The sequence below is a fragment of the Thermogemmatispora aurantia genome (assembly GCF_008974285.1).
GTDB classification, from domain to species: Bacteria; Chloroflexota; Ktedonobacteria; order Ktedonobacterales; family Ktedonobacteraceae; genus Thermogemmatispora; species Thermogemmatispora aurantia.
In genome coordinates this window covers 1,480,728-1,500,690 of sequence record NZ_BKZV01000001.1, presented here as the reverse complement: position 1 = coordinate 1,500,690, position 19,963 = coordinate 1,480,728, and the positions used below count along the sequence as shown (strand labels likewise).

Genomic DNA, 19,963 nt, shown 5'->3' with positions numbered 1-19,963 from the left:
TCTGGTCTGCCAGAGCGGTGGCGGCAAGAGAAAGCTGGGCCGCGCTCTCTTTGGTCTGTTCCTGCGACTGGTATGCCAGTAATCAGAATCCGGCTCCGGCTGTCGCTGGCCAGCCTGCAAGGCTGAGGCCGCCAGCGCTCGACTCAGGTCTGCTCTCAGACCTGCCCGGCAGAAGCCTGCGAGGCACCGGCTCCCTCCTCATCTTGCAAGGTCCGCACGATGCTCAGGGCTTCCTCAACATGCTTCTCAGGGTTGAACTGCGATGAGAAGATGTGGCGCACCACACCACGCTTGTCGATAATATAGGTCACGCGCCCCGGCAGCAGGCCGAGCGTTGTCGGTACCCCATAACGCTTGCGCACAGCAGCCCCCCGGTCGCTCAGCAGGATGAAAGGGAGTCGATGCTGATTGGCAAACTGCTCATGCGACTCGGTCGAGTCCGAGCTAATGCCGATGACTTCAGCCCCCGCCTGCTTGAAGACCACATAGTTATCGCGGAAGCAAACCGCCTCTGTGGTACAGCCAGGCGTATTGTCCTTGGGATAGAAGTAGAGGACGACCACAGACTTACCGATGAAGTCGTGAAGGCTGGCCGGACGACCTGTCTGATCGGGCAGCGTGAAGTCTGGGGCCAGGTCACCGACCTGCACTTTGCCTCGCTGCTCCGCGGTGTTAGATCCGCTCATGCGTGTATTTCCTTTCATTCCCTTTTGCAGAAGAGCGACCGTCTGCCGAGGCGCGGAAGGGTCAATCTGGCCTCGACCCGCTCACCCGGTCGGTCCCTCCTCCGAACTATGTAATGGTACGCTCCCACGGGTCTCGCCGCCCACAAAACAGTATAGTCTGGCGTCGGACGGAGCGCACCGTCAGAAGGCCGAGGAAGAAGGTTGGGAAAACTCCCAGGTTGGCACCTGTTCAAATCACCAGGGAGGGGCGTGAAAGGGCAAGGCCAGAGGAGGGTGAAGCGATGGCAGGATCAGGAGGGCAGAGGGAGATCGAACGAGAAAGTAGTGCCCTGGTCCTCGGCACCGGGACGCTCCAAACGCAGCGTGCCGCCGTGGGCCTCGACGATGCTCTTCGTAATGTAGAGGCCCAGACCCGACCCCTGGCGGCTGCGCGCTGCCTGCAGACGCACGTAGGGGCGGAAAATGCTGTTGATCTCCGCCGCTGGAATGACGCGCCCCACGTTGTGAACGCTCACGCGCACCAGATGCTCCTCTGGCTGACTGACACGGACGGTAATGGTCGTATGCTCATCAGAGTACTTGATGGCGTTATCCAGCAAGTTGCCGACGGCCTGCTGCAGGCGCTCGCCATCCCAGCGACCGATGAGCGGCGTCTCGGGGGCCTCGACTTCGAGGCGGTGGTAAGGGGCCAACGGGCGGAACTGCTCAACCAGCTCACGGATCAGGGCGACGATATCACACTCGGCTAGCAGGAGTTTGAACTGGCCAGTGGAGAGATAAGAGGCGTCGAGCAGGTCATTGACCAGGCGTTTGAGACGCTGGGCCTGGCTGATAATGATAGCCGTGCCCCGCTCGACCGTCTCGCGGCGGCAGTTGGGGCGGGCGATCATCTGGGCATAGTTGATGATGGGAGCGAGCGGGCCACGCAACTCATGGGCGATCATCGCCGTAAACTGCTCTTTACGCGCTAATTCCTCCTGAAGGAGCATATTGGTACGTGTCAGCTCATCTACTTGTTGCTGCAGCGCCCTGACAACCTCTTCCTGCGACTGCTTGCGGTGAGCTCGCATGCGTGTGGCCTCCCTACTCGCTCGGTGGCTAATACATCGTTAAGTATACACTTAATCCATGTGGCCGGCGGTTGAGGCGGAAGCCACTGGGAATTTTGGGGGAGAGAGAGGTGAAGAAGACGGGCTTCCGCTCGTGGGAAGAAGGCGCGCCGCTGTCAAGAGGGGCAGGCAAGCATAGGCGCTTGCTGCCTCTCGACAGCTGCAACGCGTGTCAATTCCTTTCTTGCTGCATTCCTTCCTTCATTCTGCCGGAATCAGGCCCAGGTCGCGCAGCTCTTCCCTGGCTCCCTCGCTCAATTGGGCAAGGTCGAGGCTGGGATCGGCATGGGCGATCAGGTGGCGCAGCCGCTCGATAATCTCCTGGCGTGTGTAGAAATCGCTCGCCAGCCACAGCTCGCCAATGGTGATTTCGATCTGTCGGCGCTGCAGAGCGGCCAATGCCGATTCGGCCATGCGTTGTCTGCTCCCTTCGTAATGTTGCGACTCTTCCTGGCGTCCTGAGCCGTGTTGAGCCGGTTCCTGCCGCGCGGCTTCAGGTCAGTCAAGGAAGTGCGACCTCTGTTGTGATGGCCGGCTGGCTCAGGAGCCGCTGCTACTGCTACTGGAGGCTACTGGTGCCTTACTGCTCCCGCTCCCCTCGCTCGTCGAGGAGGAGCTGCTGCTCTCGCTCTCGCTGGACTTGCTGCTCGTGCTATGTGACGAGCCAGCGCCGTTTGAACTGGAGCTGGTGTAGTCCGTTTTATAGAAGCCGTGCCCTTTGAAGACAATCCCTGTAGGGAAGAGCACGCGATGGATCTCGCCGCCACACTGTGGGCAGACCGTTAAAGGATCGTCCGTGATTTTCTGCCAAATCTCGAAACGATGCTCGCATGCCCGGCACGCATATTCATACGTGGGCATAGGATGCTGTCACCTCCGCGCCAGAACATGGCTTAACACTGGAGAACGAAACGAAGAAAGGAGGTCTTGTGATGACTTCCTTTCTCTACATAAGAAACAGGAGGGAAGGCGTTACCGCTTTCCTCCTTAGCTGACAAGAGAGCGTCTACTCAATGTAAGAGATGCTCTACATTAAATAGTAATCGCCAATCGCTGCGTTGTCAATCGAAGGCGTGGAGTGCTAGCGCTCGCCGGGCACTGTCCGCAGCGCGTCCGTCGAGGTCGAGGGCCGCAAGCCCGTCCTCAGCGGTTGGCCTGCGGCTCTCCTCTCTCTGTCTGTCTGTCTGCCTGTCTGGTCAGGACCTGCCGATATACTCCTTGACCTTCTCGGCGGCGGCGCGAGTCATGCCCTCGACGGCGGCCAGCTCCTCGACGCTGGCCTCGCGGATGGCCTGCACAGAGCCAAAGTGCTTGAGCAGGGCCTGCTTGCGCCGGGGGCCGATGCCTGGGATTTCGTCGAGCTGCGAGCGAAAGGTGCGCTGGCTGCGCAGCTTGCGATGGTAGGTGATGCCGAAGCGATGGGCCTCGTCGCGGATGCGCTGCAGCAGATAGAGGCCCTGCGAGGTGCGTGGCAGGAGCAGCGGCTCGGCAGTTCTGGGGAGATAGATCGCTTCGGCGGTTGGCAGGCGGCTGTGGGAGCCTTCTTCTTTGGCCAGGCCGATGATGGGCACTTCGACGTGCAGCTCCTGCAGGACCTGCAAGGCGGCGTTGAGCTGGGCTTTGCCGCCGTCGATGACGATGAGGTCCGGCAGGGGCCAGTCGTGGCTGAAGGCGGCTGCCTGCCCTTCGGCGTTCTCGACGCCGGCGCGCCCGTCGTCCACGTTAGAGTTGAGTGCGCTGGCATCAGCGACGTCCCGGGTCGGGACTGGCTCACGGCGGAAGCGGCGGCGCAGGATCTCCTGATGGCTGGCAGGGTCGTTGGCGCCTTCGATGCTCTTGATGCGGAAGCGTCGGTACTCCGCCGGCTTGGGACGCCCGGCTTCAAAGACGACCATTGCTCCGACGGCACTGCTGCCCTGGATATTGGAGATGTCATAGCATTCGATGCGGTAGGGCGGCGCCGCCAGGTTGAGGGCCGTCTGCAGTTCCTCAAGGGCAAGCTGCGTCTTCTGGCTGTCGCTGAGCCATTTGATGCGCTGCTGCTCCAGAACCTCCTGCGCATTCTGTTTGACCAGCTCGATCAGGCTACGCTTCTCGCCACGCCGCGGGACGCTCAGGGTAATGGCCTTGCCGCGCCGGCTCCTGAGCCAGGCCTGCAGCATATCGCGGTCGTCCGGCTCGACTTCGAGGACAATTTCGGCGGGGATGTGGGGCGCGCTTTCGTAAAATTGCTGCAGGAAGGAACTCATGATTTCGCCCGGGCTGCTGTCGCGGGTGCCCTGCAGGATGAAGTATTCGCGCCCGATGAGCTTGCCGCCGCGGAAAAAGAAGACCTGGGCGCAGGTCTCGTCTTCGGCGCTGGCCAGGGCGATGACGTCCTGGTCTTCTTGCCCTTCGGTGTTGATGATGCGCTGCTTCTCAAGAATATGCTCGACGGCGCGGATACGGTCGCGCAGACGGGCGGCCTCCTCGAAGTTGAGGGCCTCGGCGGCCTCATGCATGCGGGCCTCTAGCTGCTTGAGGACTTCCTCGTGTTTGCCTTCGAGGAAGAGGATGACCTGCTCGATGATGGCGTCGTAGTCTTCGCGCGTGACGTAGCCAACACAGGGGGCCAGGCAGCGATGAATGTAGTACTGGGTACAGGGCCGGTTGAGATATTTGGGCTTCCAGCCCGCCGGCGCCTGGCCGTCGCGTGGTGGGGCCCAGGCGCTGCCGTCGTAGCGGCAGGTGCGAAAGGGAAAGAGTTTGTTGAGCAGGTCAAGGGTGGCGTCGACGGCGGCTGAGCTGGTGTATGGCCCAAAGTAGCGGTTGCCGTCGCGCTGGTAGTTGCGCACGCGATAGACGCGCGGGAAGTCTTCGCTGAGGGCCACTTTGATGTAGGGATAGTTTTTGTCGTCGCGCAGCAGGACATTATATTTCGGGCGATATTGTTTGATGTAGTTGCTTTCGAGGACGAGGGCCTCGATTTCGTTTTCGACGACGACGTATTCGATGTCGTCGACGCGGGCGACCATGCTGCGATTTTTGGGACTGAGGTCGGCGGATTCCTGGAAGTAGGAGCGAACGCGCTGATGGAGCGAGACGGCTTTGCCGACGTAGATGATTTGCCCCTGGGCATCCTTCATGAGATAGATGCCGGGTTTGGAGGGCAGGCTGTTGAGAACGCTGCGAATTTTGTCGTTCATGTTGGCTTGTTCGCTTCGCTGTGATGATGCTGGCCCGGGGCTGGTCTGGTATGGCTGGCTGGCTAAACGCTGGGCTGGCTAAACGCTGGCTGTGGGTGCTATGTTTATGCCGCCCTGCCTGCCTGGCTGGCTGGCTTAGGCCAGGCTGCCGTTATCCTCCCTGGAGACTGCTGCTTCATTATACTATAGCGATGCCAGGATGCGCAGGCTCTGCCGTGGCGGCCTCCGCTGGGCCGGGCCTTCCATGAAAAAAGTGGTGCCCGCGACGTTCCTGTAACGTATTCTGTGAGAGCGAAGGAGCGTCAATTATGAGCGAGGCCTATCGATCCGATCCGCCGCCGGCTCTCTTTCTGGCCGCCGGCGCCGCCGCCGCTGGCGAGGTGCATCAGTTAGGGATCAGCACGCTGACCTTTAAGGTGACGACGCCCAACGCCGCCAATCTCTTTGTGCTGGAGAATCACTTTCGCACAGGTGGGGGGCCGCCGCGTCATCTGCACTACGATCAGGAGGAGTGGTTTTATGTGCTGGCCGGGACTTTCCTCTTCGAGGTGGGCTTGCAGCGCTACGTATTGGAGGCGGGGGCCTGTCTGCTGGCTCCGCGCGGCGTTCCCCATGTCTGGGCCTGCACCGGCGAGGGCCGTATTCTGATTGCCTTCCTGCCAGCGGGCAAGATGGAAGCCTTCTTTCGGGCGGTGACTGCCCGTGGCGAGGCGCCGGCCATGCCGCCCCAGGAGGCGGCTCTCTGGCGCGCTCACGGTATGGAGCTGCTTGGGCCACCGTTGCCGCTGGCTTGATTGGACTGGGTGAGGTCTCTCTGGACGTGCGAACCGCCGGAGGAAGAGGGAAGAGCCACGGTCTTATCGTCTGGGGCCTGTTGCTGCTATAATGAGGCCAATCAGGAGGCGCTGGCCCGTGGCGCTGGGCTGGCGACCGATAAGGTAAGGGCGGGAGGCTTGCAATGATCGATGCGGCAGGCAGGGAGCGGCGAAGGCTGCCGGCGGCTCTGCAGTTGGCGCTGCCTCTGGTTGCGCGGGCGCCGCAGGAGGGGGTAGGCCGGTCGGAGCCGGGGCCGGTGACAGGAGAGACGCCGCTGACGACGACAGGCGCGGTGGCGACACGTGCGGCAGTGGTAGAGCTGATGTTAGATTTGGCTGGCTATCGCGAGGCTGAGACGCTGACTGATCGGCTGGCACTTGAGCCGGCGGCGGGCGAAGGGGCTTTTCTGTTGGCTCTGGCACGCCGTCTGCTCGCAAGCTGGCAGCGCCAGGGGCGGCCCGCGTGCGATCTGGTGCCGGCCCTGCTGGCTTACGAGCTGGATGAGGGACGGGCCAGCCAGGCCCGCCAGGCGCTCTGCCAGCTCTTAGCTGATTATGGCTTCGGCGCTCAGGAGGCGCAGCGTCTGGCTGCTTCCTGGCTGCGCACGGGCGATTTCCTGGTCGACGCTCCGAGTCTGCCGGCTGCCGATCTGGTGGTGGGCAATCCGCCCTACGTGCGCCCCGAAGCGCTGCCCCGTGAGCGCCTCAGCCTCTATCGCTCGCTCTATCGGACGATGCGCGGGCGGGCTGATCTCTATGTGGCCTTTCTGGAGGCAGCTCTCTGGCGCCTGAAGCCGGGGGCGCTCTGTGCCTTCATCTGCCCCGATCGCTGGCTCTTTAACCAGTATGGGGCCGGGCTGCGCCGCCTGGTGGCCGAGGCTTTCAGCCTGGAGCTGGTGCTTGAGATGCACCGTGCCGCTCCTTTCGCTCAGGCTGTGACGGCCTATCCGGCCATTACCTTGATCCGGCGCGCCCGTCAGGGCCATCTTGTCCTGGCGCAATTCTCAGAGGAGGAGCCGGCAGCTTCGGAGGAGGAGGCTGCCAGCCGGCTACGCGGACTGGCCGGTGCGCTGGAGGCTGTGCGTCAGGGTCAGGGGGTGGCGAGCGCTCTTCCGGCGGGCCTGCGGGCGACACGGGTGGAGATGGCGGGCCCGCTATCGGCTGAGCTTGGGGTCGACTGGTCTGGGCCGGTCTTGGCGCCCGAGCGACTGGCCCTCTTGCGTCGGCTGGAGGAGCGCTTTCCGCCGCTAGAGTCGGAGGAGACGGGAACCACGGTCGGCATCGGCCTGGCGACGGGCCTGGACGAGGTCTTTATTACGAGCGATTCAAGGCTGGTAGAGCCGTCGCGCCTCTTGCCGCTGGCGCTCCGCGGCGATACGGCGGACGGCGTGCTGCGCTGGTCCGGCCATTATCTGGTCAATCCCTGGCTGCCCGAGGGCCTGGTCCCTCTGGAGGACTTCCCGCGCTTGCGGGCCTATTTCTCGCGCCATGCGGAGGCGCTCAAGCGCCGCTATGTGGCCCGCCGCTCTCCTCAACAGTGGTACCGCACGATTGACCGCGTGCAGTTTGGGCTGATTGGACGCCACAAGCTCTATGTGCCGGATATCGCGCGCCGTTTGGAGCCTGTGCTTGATGAAGGTCAGACCTATCCTCATCATAATTTGTATGTGATTTGTTCTGGGTCGTGGGACCTGGAAGCTCTGGGTGGGCTGCTGCTCTCGGATGTGGCGCTCTTCTTTGTGGCCTGCTATGGGGTGCGCATGCGCGGCGGCTACTACCGCTTTCAGGCCCAGTATCTGCGGCGGATTCGCCTGCCGCGTCCGGCTGAGGTGACGCCGCGGCAGCGTCAGGGACTGGTGACGGCCTTCCGCCAGCGCGATCGCCGCCTGGCGACGCGCATCGCGCTGGAGCTGTATGGGATCGAGGCCTTTCCTATGGAGGAGCTGACTGGTGACAACCAGTGATCTAACTACAAGATTTTGTCATGCTATCCAAGTTTTTTGGGATACAAGACGTGAGCAACAAAGGAAGCAGGCGATTACTGGTAGAGTGGATGCAGGGATGCGTGGGGCCGTTACCGGTGGAGCGCAGATGGCTGCTTTGGAGTTGCTTGTTGTCGAGATCCTGCGTCAGGTTGGCCTTAGAGAGCTAGATATTCGTACCAAGCGAGAGCTTGAGCTGCCTGGTTACTATCGTCCAGAAAAGAAATGGGATTTACTTGTTATTGCTCAAGGAACGCTTGTATGTGCTATCGAGTTTAAATCTCAGGTAGGTCCTTCCTTTGGCAATAATTTTAATAATCGCGTCGAGGAAGCTATTGGTAGCGCTCTGGATCTTTGGACTGCGTACCGAGAGGGCCTTTTAGGTATGCATCCACGCCCCTTTCTCGGATATTTCTTCTTATTAGAAGATTGCGACAAGGTTCATCGACCTGTCCGTAACGAAGAGCCATATTTTCAGGTAGATCCAGCTTTTAAAAATGCATCTTATGCAAAGAGATATGAAGCTTTCTGTAGAAGATTATTGAGAGAAAGGCTGTATGATGCTGTTTGCCTCACCTTAGCAACAAATGAACTCAACACTCGTGTGTCCCATCCTGCTGCAGATTTGACGTTCGAACGCTTCATCTTAGAGCTGCAAGCTAGCGTCATGCGCTTTTTAGCCGGTCACTGATTCCAGCGACGCTGTTAGGAGACGGCGCCGCTCAGAAAGCGCTCTACCTGAACAAAAGCCTCTCCCAAAGCCGACCCCAGCTCGGGGGAGCGTCCAATCAAATTGCCCACCAACGGAAAGAGCCGCAGCGCCTGCACGCGCGTGCTCACTCGCGACCACTCCTGCTGCACCAGTCGCAGCAACTCCTCAGACTCGCCCGCCTCCGCCAGGGCCTGCCCCAGGGTCAGCAGGGCCTGCGCCTGCCCCTCCTCGCTGATGATGTCCGCAATCAACTGCCGTCCCTCGGCCCAGGTCTGGCGGGCCCGCTCCCGCTGCCCGGCCTGCGCTAAGGCCCGCCCCAGAACTGCTAAGGCTCGTGCCCGCTCCTGATCGAAGCTGATGGCCTTGCTGATCCGCTGGGCCTCCTCCCAATGCCCGGCCTCCGCCAGCGAAGCCACCAGCCTGGCCAGCAGCTCGCTCGTCCGCTGGCTATACGGGTAGTGCTGCAGCAGGCGCTCCGCCTCGTCCCACTCCCGGGCGGCAATGAGGGTCTCGGCCAGAACAGCCAGCGCCTCAGCCTTCCCCCCCTCACCCTCGAGCGTCGCGATCTGCTGCTCACTCTGCCGCCAATACTGGCGGGCCCGCTCCCGCTCACCGGCGGCGGCAAGCGCTTCTCCCAGGGCGGCCAGTAGCTCGACCTGCTGCTCAACCCACATGCCCGCAATGAGCTGCTCACTCTCGCGCCAGCACTCCTCGGCACGCGCCCGTCGCTCTGGCTCCGCCGCCTGCGCGTGCCCCTTCCCCAGGATCAGCAGCGCCTGAACTCGCTGGAGCGGCAGCGCGATGGCCCGACAGCAGCGCTCGGCCTCGTCCAGCCGCCCGGCCCGGACCAGCTCATTGACAAGCAGGACCTGAGCATCGGCCCGCTCCCACCCCTCGGGTACGCGCTCGACAATGCGGGCCGCCTCTTCCCATTCGCCAGCCTGGGCCAGCTCGCGCGCCAGTGCCTGATAGCCGTCCGACTGCTCCCAACTGCTGGCCTCTCCGGCAATCAGGGCCTCGGCTTCCTGCCAGAGCCGCCGCGCTCGCTCTCTGGCCCCTGCCAGCGCCTGCAGTCGCCCAAGGTAGGCCAGGACCTCACCCCGTTCCTGACCTTGCACCAGGCTGCGAACCCAGCGCTCGGCCTCGTCCCAGGCCGCGGGGGAAGCGAAGGCGCTCACAAGCGTGAGAGCCGCCTGAATCTGCTCGCGGCTAGCGGACTGCTTGCGCGCCAGGCCGACGATCTGCCGCCAGCGCTGCTCGGCTTCGGCCCGCCGCCCCGACTGGCTCAGATTCCGACCTCGGGCAATGAGTACCTCGGCCTGCTGTGGCCAGTCGCCGAGCGTAGTGGCAAGACGCTCCGCCTCCTGCCAGCGCCCAAGCTGAATCAGGCGGTCGATGAGCAGGGCCAGCGCCTCGCTCCGCTCTTCTCCCTCTGGCAGGACGCGAATGATGGCCTCGGCCTGCCGCCAGTAGCGCTCTGCCTCCTCATGGAGACCCGCCCGCGCCAACGCCTGACCAAGCTGCACACAGGCGAGGCGCTGCTCGTCAGCGCTCTCTAGTCGCTCAAGCTCCGCCTCGGCCTGCTGCCAGAGCCGCTGCGCCTCGCTGAGCTGACCACGCTCGGCCCGGGCCTGTCCGAGTCGCGCGAGGGCCTGCAGGCGTTGGCGTGGAAGCGGGATGCGGAGGCTGTGCGCCTCGGCCTCCTGCCAGTGCCCGGCAGCGGCCAGCGCCTCGGCCAGACTCTGCCGGGCCTCCGCCTGCTGCCTCTCGTCCTCCAGACGCTCACTGCTGGCTTCGGCTTCCCGCCAGCGCCCGCTAGCTGCGCAGGCGCGAACCAGCTCTAGCCAGGCCTCTCCTCGCCGCCACGGGTCGGGCACAAGCTCGCAGATCCGCTCGGCTTCGCTCCATTGCTGGGCGCGGGCCAAAGCTCGCACCAGCGCGACCAGGGTTCTGGCTTGCAGCCTGTCGCCGGAGATGGTGAGCGTCAGCCGCTCAGCCTGCTGCCAGAGCCGCTGCGCTCTCTCCTGCTCACCGGCCTGAGCCAGCTCGCGCCCCAGCACGGCCAGGGCTTCAGCGCGCTGCTGCGCGGCGCTTTCGCTGATAGTCTCCAGGATCTCGCTGGCCTCATCCCAGCGCCGGGCGCGGGCCAGTGCCTCGACCAGGGTCAGTCGTGCCTCATCCTGCAGGGTGTTGGTGGGCATGGCCTCGATGATCTCCTCGATCTCGGTGCTCTGACCAGCCTCGGCCAGCCCCTCGGCGATCTGCTGCAGGGCCTCGGCACAGAGATCAGCCGGGACTGCGCGCCGCGCTACGCTGATGGCGGCTCGCCAGAGCTGCAGGGCCGGCTCAGACCAGCCAGCCCGGTAGAGGTCCTTCGCCAGCTCACTCAGCAAGGGCGCCAGGCGGTCCGGCTCGCTGCTCTGCCGCGCCACGTCGCAGGCTCGCCAGTAGAGCGGCCCGTAGTCGCTCTCAGGTGCTCCCTGCTCCTGAAGCTGGCGCGCGATGGCTACCAGCGCCTCGATCTGCCGCCCGGGATCACTGATGAGATCGGCCAGCCCAAGGGCCTCTTGCTGCCGCCCAAGCTGGACGAGCAGGGCGAAGGCTTCCGGCGGATAGCGCTCGGCCTGACTGCTCAGGCTGCAGCGCAGCAGAGTGTAGTGCCACAACCGTGGCAGTTGGGCCAGCCCCTCGCTGAAGCCCCAGCCCTCCCAGGCGGCGGCCTGCCGCCCAAAGTCGAGGTCGCTGGCATAGGCGCGGGTACTCGGATCAAGCTGGCGGATCTTGCTCTGCCCATAGTGACCAGCGTCAAGCAGGGCAAAGAGCCGCTCCCAGGCCCGCCCATAGAAGAGATGGGCCGCCAGATGCTGGCGAGCATAACGCCGACGCGCGGCCTCGTCGGGATCGTGACGTGCCTCTTGCCAGATTAGCTCACTGCCGCCGCGCTCGCACCAGTCGGCCAGCACCCGATGCCAGTGGGCCTCTTCGCCAACCGTGAACAGATAGGGCCTGGCCGGCTGCTCGGGGTCCTGGCGTAGATAGTCGCGCAGCTTGGGATGGAAGAGGCTGCGGCGCCCGACACCGTCGGCGACGAGCAGGCCGCCAAGCTGCTGCAGGGCGTCGCGCACCTGGTAGGTGGGAAGCGGCGCCAGGATCTGGCTGAGCTGCTCCGGTCCCAGCGCTTCGCGTGCGACCAGCAGCAGGCCAAGCAGGGGATAGATGACGCGCTCCCATAGGGGATGCAGCTTGAGACGGTCGATGCTCAGACTGAAAATATTGGCGGGGTCGCTGGAGAGGCGCTCTCTGAGGGCGTCCGCGGTAAGGGCCGGATCGCGCTCCAGCTCGCGCGCTGCCAGGTCAAGGTAGAGGGTGTTCTGCTCCATGAAGGCGTAGAGCCGGTCGCCTTCGGCGCGTGTGAGCTGCAGGCCGCGCTCGCGCAGGAGCTGGTCGAAGTCAGCGCGACTGAGCGGCGGCAGGCGGTACTCACGCACCGGCCCGCGCTGGCGCAGGGCCGGCAGGAGATCGTCGGGCCGGCTGCCCAGCACAAGAACACAGCCCGCCGGCGGTTGCGTCGGGAGAAAGCTCAGGTCGCGTCTGCCGCTGGGGTCACGCGGGAGCTGATCCAGACCATCGATGCAGATCAGGACGCGCTCGCCACGGCTGCCCAGCTCGTTCAGGAGATTCCAGAAAGCGGTCGTCAGGGCGGCGCGACTGGTGCCGGCCACCAGCAGGGGCGTCGGGTCAAGAGCCTGGGCAAAGATGAGACGCGCCAGCAGGTCGCGCAGGAGGGCGACGACGTGATCGATGGGCGGGTCAAGCGGCAGGAAGTGATGCGGGACACGCTCCGGCCCTTCTTCCTGCACGAGACGGGCGATGAGGCTGCTTTTGCCCTGGCCAGCCTGAGCGCTGATGATCAGATAACCGCCGCCCGGCTGCAGTTCGGCGATCTGCTGGCGAAGGGCGGCCAGCTCGACGCTGCGCCCGACGAAGCCCTCCAGTCGGCTGGCGATGAAGGGCTGATGATCGATGAGCATGGCGCGCAGAGCCTGCTCGTGCTGGGGCAGGAGCTGGCTGGCGCCGGCAGCTTTCTGGCGGCGCCACCGTAGCTCGCTGATGAGCCGGCGTAGCCCTTCCTCAACAAGATACAGTCCTTCATCGCGCGAGCGGCTGAGCGGATGGCCCGGGGGCAGAGCTTCCAACCGGCCAAGCTCGGTATACTTCCAGCCCACGGGACGCACGATGATGGGGACGACGACAACGCCGTCGTCGCGCCGTGCCAGGGCCACCTCCTGGTCGTCAAGACAGTCGGGACTCTCGAAGAAGTCAGGACTGACCAGCAGCAGGATCAGGTCAGCGCTCTCCAGGGCGGCACGCCTGGCTCGCTGGGTATCGCTGCCGGCCAGGATCTGCCCCGGCCCCGCGATGAGGGGCGGCTCTAGACCCGCCCCGCGCGCGGCCATGCGCACTCGTTGGGCAATGCGCTCGCTCCACGATCGTTCGGCGCTGGCATAGCTGAGATAGACGCGTAAGCTCCCGCTGGCACCAGCTCCCGGCTGCATGCTGCTCCTCCGGCCTGCCTCAGCTCACGTGAATGGCAATCGGCTCCGCTTGCTTTTCGCCGGCTGAGCCGCAACCCGCAGGCTCGCCCCGCAGGCTCTCCAGGAGAAGGATCAGTGGGTCCCTGAGCCTGGCCCCCGGCCTTGCCGGCGTTTGCTCTTGTCTCGCAAAATTGCCTGCTTCTTCGCCCAGTATACCATAGGTTCGGCCCCGGCGCCATGCAGAGAGTTGGGTCCTCTTGTGCACAGTAGAGAGAAGATAAGCATCAAGACCTCCTTCTGACCCAGTCAAAAATTCTTAAGAAGTTCTTCCATAAATGGCATCAATGAGCTATACTAATAGCACTATCTTCGCTTATGAGGGAAGAATCGTGCTTCGGCTGCGTATCAAAGAGATCGCACGTGAGAAGGGTATATCCATGAACCAGTTATCCCAGCGGGCAGAGGTCAGCTATAACATCATCAAGGCCATCTATCGCAATCCCTATCGGCCTACCAACACGGACACCGTGAACCGCATTGCGCACGCTTTGGGAGTGCCGGCAACCGTCCTGCTGGAAGATGTCTCGGAGGAGGAGATGGTCCGCGAACAGCGCGCCCTGGCGGCGGAGCTGGCAGTGCTGCCCCGCCGGCCAGGGCGTCAACCTCGCCGCCAGGCGCCGTAGCCGCTGTGGGCGAGGGGGGCCTGGCGAGTCAATGCCGGACCGATGCGCAATTGAGAAGAGAGAAGGAAAAGATGGCACGCGTGGTCCCGACGCGCCGGGCCAGAACTCGACGCTCCCACCCGCGCCATCTCGCTAAAGATTAGCCGTCGCTGCGTTCGTTCGGGAAAGCGATTGTGCCAGAAGGGGTCTTCGCGCTCTTACGTGGGCGCTGATAGCAGACGAGATGGAGGTTTAGAGAGTAGGGGTAGAGGAAGAGCGAAGACCCTCTTCAGTGGCAGGATGTCTCAGGAAAGGCTCCCACCTCCTTTCAGGGTTGGGTGGATGGACGGCAGGACCAGGCTCAGGTAGTCGTGGAGCTGCTCGCAGTTGGCCAGCACCTCATCACGCTCCTTGGAGGCGGCAATCTTGCGGCGCACCAGCTCGGTGAAGGTGGCAATGGCCTCGGTGATCAGCCCCAGCTCGTCCCACCTCAGAAGGATAACCTGCCCGCTGATAATCTGCTCAACCTTGAGCAGGACAAGCTGTATACGGTTGATGCTGCGATGGCTCACCGGCTGACCAGCCTGGCCCGACTGTAGGTAACGCCCATAAAACAGGAGAATGTACTTGATGGCCTTGAGGTCGTCTGCTCCGACCCCCATCATCACCTGCTTTCCCCCCCGTTCCCCTGTCGTCATCATTCACTTCCTTTCTCTACCAACAACGTGACGCTTCCATCAGGCTCCTTCCTGTCGTTTGCCATCCTATCCCTAGCCTACCATGATTGAGCCGATTAGTCAATAGATATAGCATTAAAAATAAGCGTATAGCAAAAAGGCCATATCTATATGATTATAAAAGTATAGAATACCCGAGATTACGATACTCTGGTAAGCTTAAAAAAAACACTGAGGAGAGCGTGTGTTACGCCTGCGTGTGAAAGAGGTAGCGCAAGAGAAAGGCATTTCAATGCACCAGCTCTCTCTGCGGGCACAAGTCAGCTATTACATTGTCAGATGGATATTTCATGATCCCTATCGAACGGTCAATACAGATACTCTAAATCGTATAGCTGAGGCGCTCGGCGTGCCCGTTACAGCTATTATTGAAGATGTGCCGAAGTGGCAGGCCGAAGAGGAGCGGAAGCGGCTCAAAAGCCAGCCGGAAGACAGCTAGCGTCGCCTCACTTGAACGCTTGACCGCAGGGTTATAACACCAGACATCCGCTCAACACTCCGCTCGTACTCGCGCGCTGGCAGAGAGCGCAAGGCTGGCGGACGGGGAAGGTGCCAGCGCAAACAAGAGAAAGTACGTGCATTCAACCTCACAGATGGTGTATACTCTTCATAGTCGCAGAAAAGAAGCGTCTGCTTGCTGGACTGCGACGCGCCCCGATCGATGTGCACGTTGGTTGGCGCCCTGTGAGCAAGCAAGAGGCTGGCACTGGCGGTCATTCGCCGTCAGTAAGATAGGCAAACAAGCAAGGATGGCGGAGTCTGTTATTCCCCTTGTTTCATGTTATGTAGCAATGGAGAGTTGAGGAAAGCACGTGTTACGCCTGCGGGTGAGAGAGGTAGCTCAAGAGAAAAATATGTCGATGCATCGTCTTTCGATGAAGTCAGAGGTTAGCTATCACGTCATTCGAGAGATTTTTATTAATCCATACAAGGCAGTTTCTACATATACACTTGATAAGATTGCTGAGGCGCTCGAAGTGCCCGTCACCGATATTATTGAAGACGTGCCGAAGTGGCAGGCCGAAGAGGAGCGGAAGCGGCTCAAAGGTCGTCTGGAGGGCAGCTAGCCCTCATGTGAGTGCGTGATGGTGAAGGTGGCAGCAGCACCAGGCATTTGCTCAGCAGTCCACCTTAGCCTGGAGCCTCTCAAAGAGAGCGGGCCTGTCGCGCTGGAAAGCCATCAGCGAAAGCGAGGGACAGCGCTCTGCTCAAGAGGCACCGTCTGCACAGGGCCGTACAAATAGTGTATACTCTTCATGGTAGCAGAAAAGAAGCGCCTGCTTGCTGAACTGTAGCCTGCGCGGCGCGGCCTGAAGCTTCGGGCCATTCCTGACCTGAGCGGACCGCAAGCGGGAGCCGGCGGCGGTTGAAACAGTCGGCGAGCGGACAAGCGAGCCAGCGCCCGGGCAGAGCAGCCGAAGGAGAGCGCCTCGTCCCTCTCTCGGATCATTGGGAGAGCGGACTGTCTGCCGGTCGGCCTCCTGTGAGGCGCTGGAGAGAGGAGCAGCTCACATGACCGCCGAAGGCGAAGAGCTGGCGCAGGCACTTGCCCAGCTTCAGAGCGAACTGCAGCACTACCGCGCCAGAGGAGACCAGCGGAACGAGGCGATCACCCTGCACAGGCTGGGCACCCTCTTGCAAGATCACGGGCGGCCCGAGCAGGCGCGTGCCTGTTACGAGCAAGCCCTCCCAATCTTTCAGCGGTTGGACGACCTCCAATCGCAGGTTGCCACCCTGCACAACCTGGGCACGCTCCTGGCCAGAGAGCAGCCCGAGCAGGCGCGCCTCTATTACGAGCAAGCCCTGCTCATCCTGCGTCAGACCGGGGATCGGCGAGGAGAGGCCTTCACCCTGCACAACCTGGGTCAGCTCTACGAGAACCTGGAGCAAAGCGAGCAAGCCCTGGCCTGTTATCAACAGGCCCTCACAATCCTGCGCACCCTGGGTGAGCCTGGCAACGAAGCCGTCACCGTCATCAACCTGGGGCGCCTGGCCGAGCGACGCGAGCGCTACGACGAAGCCCTCCAGCACTATCAGCAGGCTCGCCGGCTCCTGCAGCAAGCAGGCGACCACGAGCATGAACTACTCGCCCTCAAAAACCTGGGGCGTCTGGCCCACCGTCAAGAGCGCCACGAAGAAGCCCAAAGCCTCTACGAAGAAGCCCGCGCCCTCTGCCAGCGCCTCGGCGACCCATACCAGGAAGCCGTAGTACTCATCGGCCTGGCCGAGGTCTATGAGGAGCGTGGGCTCCTGCTCCAGGCCCTGTGCCTCCTGGGCTCCCTCCCTGGCCGCATCCAGGATGGCCAGGCCCGCTGGCGAGCCAGCCAGGCTGCGGGCGATCCGTCGAAATAAGCATTGCGGACTAGATTCCCATTTCTTCCAAATCTCTTTTACAAATTTGCACTTGGATGGGTATATTCATCCACAAAGAATTGGTGTATACTAAGAAGGAAATAGCTTCCAGGCAAGCGGCTATGTATCAGTTGTTGCTCAAGCAACCAATCGCTCACATTACAGCGTAGATTGCTGGAAGCCAAGAAAGGGGAGAGCGTGGTATGTCTGCAACCGGGTGAAGTGCCTGTCTGCCTGTCTGTCTGCTGGTGGAGAGGCGTGGCGGTAGCCATTCCGATAGCGAGAGCAGTGCTGGAGTGAATCGGCTGGAGAGAAGGCGAAGGAGGTCGGGTCTGAAGACCTTCGCTCCTTAATCAAAAGAGAGGCTAGAAAATGATTCTAGACAATGAGAAAGAAGAGCAGGGGCAGATGACCCTCAGTGAAGAGATTGCCTATTATCAGAAGCAACTAGAGAAGCAGCGTATCGAAGGGGATCGGGATGGTGAGATGCTTAGCCTCTTCCGACTCGGCCTCCTGTTCCAACGCCAGGATTGCCTTGACCAGGCGTGCGACTACTACCAGCAAGCGCTTGTCCGCAGCCGCGAGTATGGCATGCGTCTCAAAGAAGCCAGTGCCCTCTCTAGCCTGGGCACTCTCCACCAGCGGCGGGGCGAGCGAGAGCAGGCGCTTATGGTCTACCGTCAGGCGTTGAACATTCAGCGCGAAGTCGGCTTCCTGCCGGGCGAAGGCACCACCCTGGGGCGCCTTGCGACCCTCTATCAGGAGATGCATCGTGATCAGGAGGCGCTCATCTGCTATCGGGAGGCCCTGGCCATCCATCGTGAAGTCGACAATCGCAGCGGCCAGGGTACCACGCTCAATAACCTGGGCACCTTCTATCAAGAGCATGGCCAGATTCAGCGTGCCCTGCGCTGTTTTCAGGAGGCGCTCCTCATCCAGCACGAGATCGGTGATCAGCGCGGCAGAGGGGCCACCCTGAGTAAACTGGCCTCGCTCTATTTCTCGCTCGGGCAGATTCAGCATGCCCATGTTCTCTACCAGGAGGCCCTGCTGCTCCTGCGTCGTGAAAACGACAACTCCCTCTTAGCCCTCACGCTGGGGGGGCTGGGCCAGCTCTACCAGACCTGCCTGCAGGCCAAAGAAGCCCTGCGTTGCTATCGAGAGGCTCTCGAGCTGGCGCGCCTCAGCCAGGACCGCGAACGAGAGGCCGTCGTCCTGAGCAACCTGGGGATTTTCTTCGCCTTTTTCCATCAAACGCGCGTGGCCCTCGCCTGCTTCCTGCGCATGCTCGACCTCCTCAGCAGCTGTCAGGTATCGGCTGACCAGCGTCGAGAAGTAGAGGGGGCAATTGGGCTGCTCTGTGAGCATCTGGCTGAAGAAGGCATTCTCATAGAGCCAGAGGAGCTGGCGCCGCGCGCCGCCGAAGTGATCGCCGCGGCCCTGGAGAGACCGCCGACGCAGGCTATGCGCGCCATGAGCAGGGGTGCTCTGGCGCTAGAGATGCTGGCCTTTCTCAGCGAAGCGGTAGTCGATGTCTGCACAATCCACCCCGAGGCGAACCAGGAAGTGCGCCTCATGCTCCAGCGCGCGCACAACATCCTGCGTTCCCGGCTGGCCAATGGTCTGGCCGGAGCGGGCACGGGCCATCAAGAGCTAGAGTTTTTCGAAGCTCTGCAGGGCCTGCTCGACGGTCAGTCAGCCCATCTGCCGCCGCGGCATCGCTATCAGCCGCTGCTAGAGACCCTCAAGCGCGGAATCAGCCTCTACTTTAGCGACCCCGACCGCCGGCAAGAAAAACATGCACCTGGTCGAGGATAGGATAGCGATGCAGGCGGCGGACCATGACGGGCACGAGTGCTGTTGGCGCCGCTGAATAGCGGGCTGGTCAGTCCCGCTGCCGTGCTGCTTGTCAGGCTGCCTTTGCGCCGCTGGCTTCTCAGCTCAGTAAAAGACCTCGACGCTCAATCGATCAAAAGGAGATCACCAATGGAGCCAGCCCATGAATGAGCAGGGACGGCCACAGCCGCCGGAGCGGCGAAGTGGGCATTGCAGCGGCATCCTGCGCCTCCGCTCCGCCTGCCGTAAGAACACCTCTCGGGACGGGTCAACCCACAGCACGCCGAGAAAACACTTGCTCCAGCGTTGCCAGTTCATTCAACCAAGGGGGAAATCCGTGCAAGAGCCACAGCAAGAACCAGGGCAAGCGCAGCCTGGCCAGCCAGACCTGGCGAGCAGTAGGCAGAGACCACCAGCAGGAGCGGGGCCAGTGGGGCAGCCCTTCCTGCCCGGCGGCTTCGCTGCCAGCCCACTGGGGGCCAATACGCGTCGAAGCAGCCAGGAGATCTGGAGCACGAGCCTCGTCATGGCTGCCATCTTCTTCTTCATCCTGATCATCTTCAATGCCTGTTCCCTGACGGCGGTGGGTGATGCCGTCGGTCAGGTAGCTATCCAGATGACCAGGGGCCTGGAGCAACCTTCTCTGCTCCAGGTCGTCGTGAGCGGCTTGCTTTTTACCCTGGTCTTTAGCCTGCCCCAGGACCTGCTGGCCGCCTGCGTCTATTTTGGCGCCGGGCGATTCATGAGTCGTCGCCTCCACGAGATGCGCGTAATCATGATCACCGCCTGTCTGGCCACTCTCTGGTTTATGGTGCTTGATATCCTGCTCTCGTTCCTCTTTAGTCTCATCAGTATCGGTATTCATGGTGGGTTCACGGCTGGTTTGGACGCAAGCTACTTTATCTCCCCCTATTTTCTCATCCCCTACTTTGACGCTCTTGCTCTGGATCTTTGCCTGATTCTCATCTTCGGACTGAGCGGCTGCGCCCTTGGTGCTCTGACTGGGCGCCCGAGTCAAGCGCGACCGATGCCCTATCCAATGCCAGCGCCCTGGCCAGCCGGCTGGCCGCCGCCGGCACCAACAGCAGGGCCGGCTCCCTATCCGCTGCAGGGGTCCTATCCGCTGTACCCGATGCAAGCGCCTCTGCCGCAGGGCTGGCCGCCGACGCCAGCATCAGAGGCAAAGCCGGCATCAGAGCCGGAAGCGGCCCAGGAGCCACCGACCTCAACATCTCCGCCCTCCTGAACTCAGCTGCCACGGGACAAAGCCAGGCTCAGCAAAGATTCTTACAATAGATAGACAGAGATTCGTCAAAACAACATCGCGGGCAGCGCCGTCCCAGGCTCTGCAG

At 62.2% G+C, this 19,963-nt stretch carries 16 protein-coding genes; 9 read left to right on the top strand and 7 right to left on the bottom strand.

The annotated features are described in order from the left end of the window. Positions 1-155 precede the first annotated feature (155 nt). The 5 genes from KTAU_RS05775 to uvrC form a co-directional block, all read right to left on the bottom strand. Entirely contained in the window at positions 156-686 is a 531-nt protein-coding gene (locus tag KTAU_RS05775) for a peroxiredoxin (RefSeq protein ID WP_069804939.1), read from the bottom strand. A 290-nt stretch (positions 687-976) separates the two neighbouring features. Continuing rightward, complete coding sequence (locus KTAU_RS05770; RefSeq protein ID WP_151727434.1) at positions 977-1,756, bottom strand: sensor histidine kinase; 780 nt, start codon at positions 1,754-1,756, stop codon at positions 977-979. 240 nt (positions 1,757-1,996) lie between these two features. Next, positions 1,997-2,209 carry a hypothetical protein gene (locus KTAU_RS05765; RefSeq protein ID WP_112429778.1) on the bottom strand — a complete coding sequence of 71 codons (213 nt, stop codon included), beginning with the start codon at positions 2,207-2,209 and terminating at the stop codon, positions 1,997-1,999. 126 nt (positions 2,210-2,335) lie between these two features. Continuing rightward, complete coding sequence (locus tag KTAU_RS05760) at positions 2,336-2,656, bottom strand: FmdB family zinc ribbon protein (RefSeq protein ID WP_151727433.1); 321 nt, start codon at positions 2,654-2,656, stop codon at positions 2,336-2,338. A gap of 335 nt (positions 2,657-2,991) precedes the next feature. Then, positions 2,992-4,980, bottom strand: coding sequence for an excinuclease ABC subunit UvrC (gene uvrC / locus KTAU_RS05755; RefSeq protein ID WP_151727432.1), 1,989 nt, complete (start codon positions 4,978-4,980; stop codon positions 2,992-2,994). A 308-nt stretch (positions 4,981-5,288) separates the two neighbouring features. Here uvrC and KTAU_RS05750 point away from each other — a divergent pair, with 308 nt between their 5' ends. The 3 genes from KTAU_RS05750 (at position 5,289) to KTAU_RS05740 (ending at position 8,468) form a co-directional block, all read left to right on the top strand. Continuing rightward, positions 5,289-5,774, top strand: a complete 486-nt coding sequence (locus KTAU_RS05750; protein WP_151727431.1) for a cupin domain-containing protein — start codon at positions 5,289-5,291, stop codon at positions 5,772-5,774. 164 nt (positions 5,775-5,938) lie between these two features. Beyond that, entirely contained in the window at positions 5,939-7,759 is a 1,821-nt protein-coding gene (locus KTAU_RS05745) for an Eco57I restriction-modification methylase domain-containing protein (RefSeq protein WP_151727430.1), read from the top strand. Further along, complete coding sequence (locus tag KTAU_RS05740; protein ID WP_228026325.1) at positions 7,746-8,468, top strand: PaeR7I family type II restriction endonuclease; 723 nt, start codon at positions 7,746-7,748, stop codon at positions 8,466-8,468. Before KTAU_RS05745 ends, KTAU_RS05740 begins: the two co-directional genes overlap by 14 nt. Before the next feature lie 14 nt (positions 8,469-8,482). Here KTAU_RS05740 and KTAU_RS05735 read toward each other — a convergent pair whose 3' ends face one another. Further along, positions 8,483-13,045 (bottom strand): tetratricopeptide repeat protein, encoded by a 4,563-nt coding sequence (locus tag KTAU_RS05735; RefSeq protein WP_151727429.1) that lies wholly within the window; start codon positions 13,043-13,045, stop codon positions 8,483-8,485. A gap of 314 nt (positions 13,046-13,359) precedes the next feature. Between KTAU_RS05735 and KTAU_RS05730 the strand changes: the two genes are divergently transcribed. Next, a complete protein-coding gene (locus tag KTAU_RS05730) occupies positions 13,360-13,707 on the top strand; it encodes a helix-turn-helix domain-containing protein (RefSeq protein WP_151727428.1) in 348 nt (115 codons plus the stop codon). 284 nt (positions 13,708-13,991) lie between these two features. Here KTAU_RS05730 and KTAU_RS05725 read toward each other — a convergent pair whose 3' ends face one another. Continuing rightward, positions 13,992-14,387 (bottom strand): hypothetical protein, encoded by a 396-nt coding sequence (locus tag KTAU_RS05725; RefSeq protein WP_151727427.1) that lies wholly within the window; start codon positions 14,385-14,387, stop codon positions 13,992-13,994. Positions 14,388-14,607: 220 nt separating this feature from the next. Here KTAU_RS05725 and KTAU_RS05720 point away from each other — a divergent pair, with 220 nt between their 5' ends. From KTAU_RS05720 to KTAU_RS05700, 5 genes are all read left to right on the top strand, one after another. After that, on the top strand, positions 14,608-14,862 hold the full coding sequence (locus KTAU_RS05720; RefSeq protein ID WP_151727426.1) for a helix-turn-helix domain-containing protein: 255 nt from the start codon (positions 14,608-14,610) through the stop codon (positions 14,860-14,862). 373 nt (positions 14,863-15,235) lie between these two features. Next, on the top strand, positions 15,236-15,490 hold the full coding sequence (locus KTAU_RS05715; protein ID WP_151727425.1) for a helix-turn-helix domain-containing protein: 255 nt from the start codon (positions 15,236-15,238) through the stop codon (positions 15,488-15,490). 445 nt (positions 15,491-15,935) lie between these two features. Next, a complete protein-coding gene (locus KTAU_RS05710) occupies positions 15,936-16,775 on the top strand; it encodes a tetratricopeptide repeat protein (protein WP_151727424.1) in 840 nt (279 codons plus the stop codon). Between the two features lie 372 nt (positions 16,776-17,147). Beyond that, positions 17,148-18,593 carry a tetratricopeptide repeat protein gene (locus KTAU_RS05705; RefSeq protein WP_151727423.1) on the top strand — a complete coding sequence of 482 codons (1,446 nt, stop codon included), beginning with the start codon at positions 17,148-17,150 and terminating at the stop codon, positions 18,591-18,593. A 448-nt stretch (positions 18,594-19,041) separates the two neighbouring features. Next, positions 19,042-19,857, top strand: a complete 816-nt coding sequence (locus KTAU_RS05700; protein ID WP_151727422.1) for a hypothetical protein — start codon at positions 19,042-19,044, stop codon at positions 19,855-19,857. The last annotated feature ends 106 nt before the right edge of the window (positions 19,858-19,963 follow it).